Origin of the sequence: Streptomyces sp. NPDC052043, assembly GCF_044548235.1 — a bacterium.
Classification (GTDB): Bacteria; Actinomycetota; Actinomycetes; order Streptomycetales; family Streptomycetaceae; genus Streptomyces.
On the sequence record NZ_JBIUBT010000038.1, the window covers coordinates 1 to 3,431 of the forward strand.

Genomic DNA, 3,431 nt, shown 5'->3' on the forward strand with positions numbered 1-3,431 from the left:
CGCCATGGCCAGAACCCCGATACCGGCCGTCGTCCAGGGGCCCGCGAACCACGCGGTGAGCGCGGGCGCGACCACCAGCAGGGGGCCGAGAACGACGTTCGGCCCCGTCGCCATGTCCGCGGCAGTGATCACCACGATGAGCACGACAGGAATCAGCAGCAGCAAATGGCTCGGCTGCCACGGCTGCCCGAGATCCACACGTCCCTGCCTGGAACCCACGCCTTCCACACTGCACCGCTACCGCGGCTCGCGCCACGACGGTTGGCGCCGCCGCGTCCGCAGAACGAGAAAACCCCAGGTCGGAATGGTTCCGACCCGGGGTTCCAGGATGAGCCGCTTTCGGGATTCGAACCCGAGACCTACGCACTACGAGTTGTCCGATCTTGGTCCGAGGGCGTCCCCGGGAGTCCCTGAAGCAGGCATCGCACCTGTTCAGAGCCAACTTCCGACTCTGGGGGACAAGAGCGGACGCTCGCAGAACAAGTGATGACTGAGACCGGAACTGAGACCGCGGAGCCCCTGGTTACTTGTCCGCCCGGTGCAACTCGATGTCCTTGTTGACGAAGAGGTGGACGTAGCCGCACCGCCAGCAGATCAGGCCGGTGGCGCTCTCGTCGGCCCATGCCAACTTCATGAACTCCATGCCGTGGCTGGAGATCATCCAGATCGCCCTCGACCGGCTCGAAGCTCTGCCCAACCCTGGCTGACCAGCAGCATCCCATCCCTGCTATCAGCACCATCACAACCGGAGCCGTGGAACCCGGCGCCCACCCGGAAACGACAGCCGGACCATCAGCCCTGCCCGCAAGCAGAAATCTTCACTCTGAACGAGCAAAGGGATCGTCAGCAAGCTGACGATCCCTCATGCAAGATCGATGCTAACGACACCCCTTCGACTGCGTCGGGCCCTTCTGCGTGAAAGGCCGAGCCTGACCGGGGCGGGGCCCCGACGGCGAACTGTCGATCAGCGTGACGCGGGCGGGATGCTCTGCTCGTACTGGAAGACGTTGTAGGGGTCGTACTTCGCCTTGATCTCGCGCAGCCGCTCGAAGTGGCGTCTCCCCCAGTAGGCGGTCTCCCACTCCTGCATGGCGACGTTCGGCACGTTGACGTAGGCGCCGTCCACGAAGCTGCGCATCGCCTGGCTGAATTCGGCGGTCCAGGCCTGGCACGTCGAGGTGAGCGGGTCGCAGACGCCTGGTGTCGTTGAAGGAGTTCCCCAGGCTGCGCCGATCTCGCCGTAGAAGATCGCGTCGCGGTGCACGAACGCGGTGCCGCCGCGGGGCTCCTTCTTGATCGCCCCGCCGAAGGCATCGATGAAGTAGTTGCTGTCCTCCGTGGGAGCGTTTCGCATGTAGTGGCCGATGACGTCGATCGCCTTCTTCGGGAACAGCTTCTTGGCGAACTGTGAGAAGAACTTCACGTTGGCGGGCTCCTGCGAGCGCGGGACCTGGGCTCCGGCAAAGATGGGGCCCCAGTTACCGACCTGCACCTTCACATCGGGCGTGCCGATCGACAGGATCGGGGCCAGCATCTTTTTGGCCTCTGCCGCCGTGCCCTCCGCGAGCCACGCGAACAGCAGGATCTGGGACTTGTGGATCTCGACTTCGGATCCGAGGCGGTTGTCGGCGAACGGTACCGTACGCTGCCATGCATCGAAGATCCCATGCAGGTCCGTAAGGCCGTCCCAGGTCGCCTGCACATAGGCGATGCGCTTGAGCGGGTGCACCTTGTAGGTGAGTTGCGTGACGATTCCGAAGTTGCCGTTTCCCGCCCCACGGAGCGCCCAGAGCAGGTCTGAGTGGTCCTTCAGGTCGGCATGGATCACCTTGGCGCAGTCGCGACCCGACGGGACGACGACCTCGGTCCCGATCAGGCTGTCGCAGGCCATGCCGAGATAGCGGTTGAGGGGGCCAAGGCCGCCGCCGACCGTCGCACCGACCAAGCCGACGCTGCCCTCGCTTCCGGTCGTGACCGCGAGGTCCTGCTTGGCGAGCGTCGTCACCGCTTCCAACTGGGTCAGGCCGGCGCCGACCGTCGCGATACGAGCGTGGGTGTCGATGTGGACCGACTTGAGCTGGCTGACGTCGATCACGATGCCGTTGTCGATGTTCGACCAGCCCTCCAGGGCGTGGCGACCGCTGCGTACCCGCAGTGCGACGTTGTGCTGCCGCGCCCAGGTGAGGGCGTTCACCACGTCCTGGGTCTTCTGGGCGAAGACGATGACCAGCGGGTAGTGAGAGAACAGCTGGTCGTAGTCGATGCGATCATCCGTGTACGAGGCATCACCGGGGCGGACGACGTGACCGGTCAGCTTCGCCGGCGGACATCCCGACGACCCTTTAGTCGGGTCGCTCGCGGCCAGAAGGCCCGAGGTGCTCGCGGCCGCAATGTCCGGCGCGCCTGCGGCCGTAAGGCCCGGGACGACGACCGCCCCGGCACCGACGGCCGCTGACGCCCTGAGCAGGTAGCGGCGGGAAAAATCGCTCAAGGTCCAAATCCTCTCGATCGGGCTACGCCGGTACGCGGCTGAGGGGGCCTTTACCCGCCAGCCGCCGGGCAGTCCTTTGTGGTCGACCCCCGCACGGTAAGGGGGCGACCATGCGGTGTTTCGCGACACGCCAATTGAGGACGATGACGACAGCCTGAAGGAGTAACTCAGCGGGATCCCGTCATAACCGGTTTGGGATGCACCGCGACCCTCAACAGCTACGAGGGCCTATCCCGGCTCTACATCCGTCCCGCCCTCGGCAAGAAGCGGCTCAACCGGCTGTCACCCACGGATGTACGACGGTTCCTGACGGACTTCAAGACCGCGTGCCTCTGCTGTCTACGGGGCGCCGACACCGAGCGGCCGGAGGACAAGCGGGTCTGCTGTGCCGTCGGGCGCTGCTGCAAGCGCCGGCCGTCGGCCCGCACGGTCCAGTACATCCACGCGGTACTGAGATCCGCGCTTCAGCAGGCGATGCGCGAGGAACTGACCCGCTCGCGGCGGCGTCGTCGCGTCCGCTGAACGAGAAAACCCAGGTCAGCTAATTCCTGACCTGGGGTCCCAGTGGAGCCGCTTTCGGGATTCGAACCCGAGACCTACGCATTACCAGTTGTCCGATCTTGGTCCAGGGGTGTCCGTGAACGTACAAAGGATCGGTTCCCTGCCTGCTCAGCGGCGTCCCAGACTCTGGGGAACAAGGGCGGACGCTCGCGGAACACGCAATGACTGAGACCGGAACTGAGACCGCGGCGCCCGTAGCACGCCGACGTCCTCCGGGGAGGGCTCGGCAGTCCGCTCGTACCCCTGTCGATCTTCGCCTTCTCCCGCTTCGTCATGGAGGATGAGGGCCCGGCGGATGGCGAGGAGGGCGACGTCATCACCGAGGCGTCCGCCGGTGTGGGCGACCAGGTCGCGTTCGATGTGCTGGAGCAGCGCCTCG

3 protein-coding genes, 1 tRNA gene and 1 pseudogene are annotated in these 3,431 nt (G+C 65.6%); 1 reads left to right on the plus strand and 4 read right to left on the minus strand.

Going from position 1 to position 3,431, the window contains the following annotated elements; genetic code table 11:
* The 3 genes and pseudogenes from ACIHCX_RS38045 to ACIHCX_RS38055 all read right to left on the minus strand — a co-directional run.
* A pseudogene (locus ACIHCX_RS38045) lies at nt 1-198 on the minus strand (serine/threonine-protein phosphatase); the annotation flags it as partial.
* A 325-nt stretch (nt 199-523) separates the two neighbouring features.
* The gene (locus ACIHCX_RS38050; RefSeq protein WP_400037994.1) at nt 524-661 is read right to left on the minus strand and encodes a hypothetical protein; all 138 of its coding nucleotides are present in this window, start codon (nt 659-661) and stop codon (nt 524-526) included.
* 303 nt (nt 662-964) lie between these two features.
* Complete coding sequence (locus ACIHCX_RS38055) at nt 965-2,620, minus strand: FAD-binding oxidoreductase (RefSeq protein WP_400037996.1); 1,656 nt, start codon at nt 2,618-2,620, stop codon at nt 965-967.
* 63 nt (nt 2,621-2,683) lie between these two features.
* Between ACIHCX_RS38055 and ACIHCX_RS38060 the strand changes: the two genes are divergently transcribed.
* A complete protein-coding gene (locus ACIHCX_RS38060) occupies nt 2,684-3,013 on the plus strand; it encodes a hypothetical protein (protein WP_400037998.1) in 330 nt (109 codons plus the stop codon).
* Between the two features lie 43 nt (nt 3,014-3,056).
* Here the strand turns inward: ACIHCX_RS38060 and ACIHCX_RS38065 are convergent.
* Nucleotides 3,057-3,168: transfer RNA gene (locus ACIHCX_RS38065), tRNA-Ser, on the minus strand.
* Between the last annotated feature and the right edge of the window lie 263 nt (nt 3,169-3,431).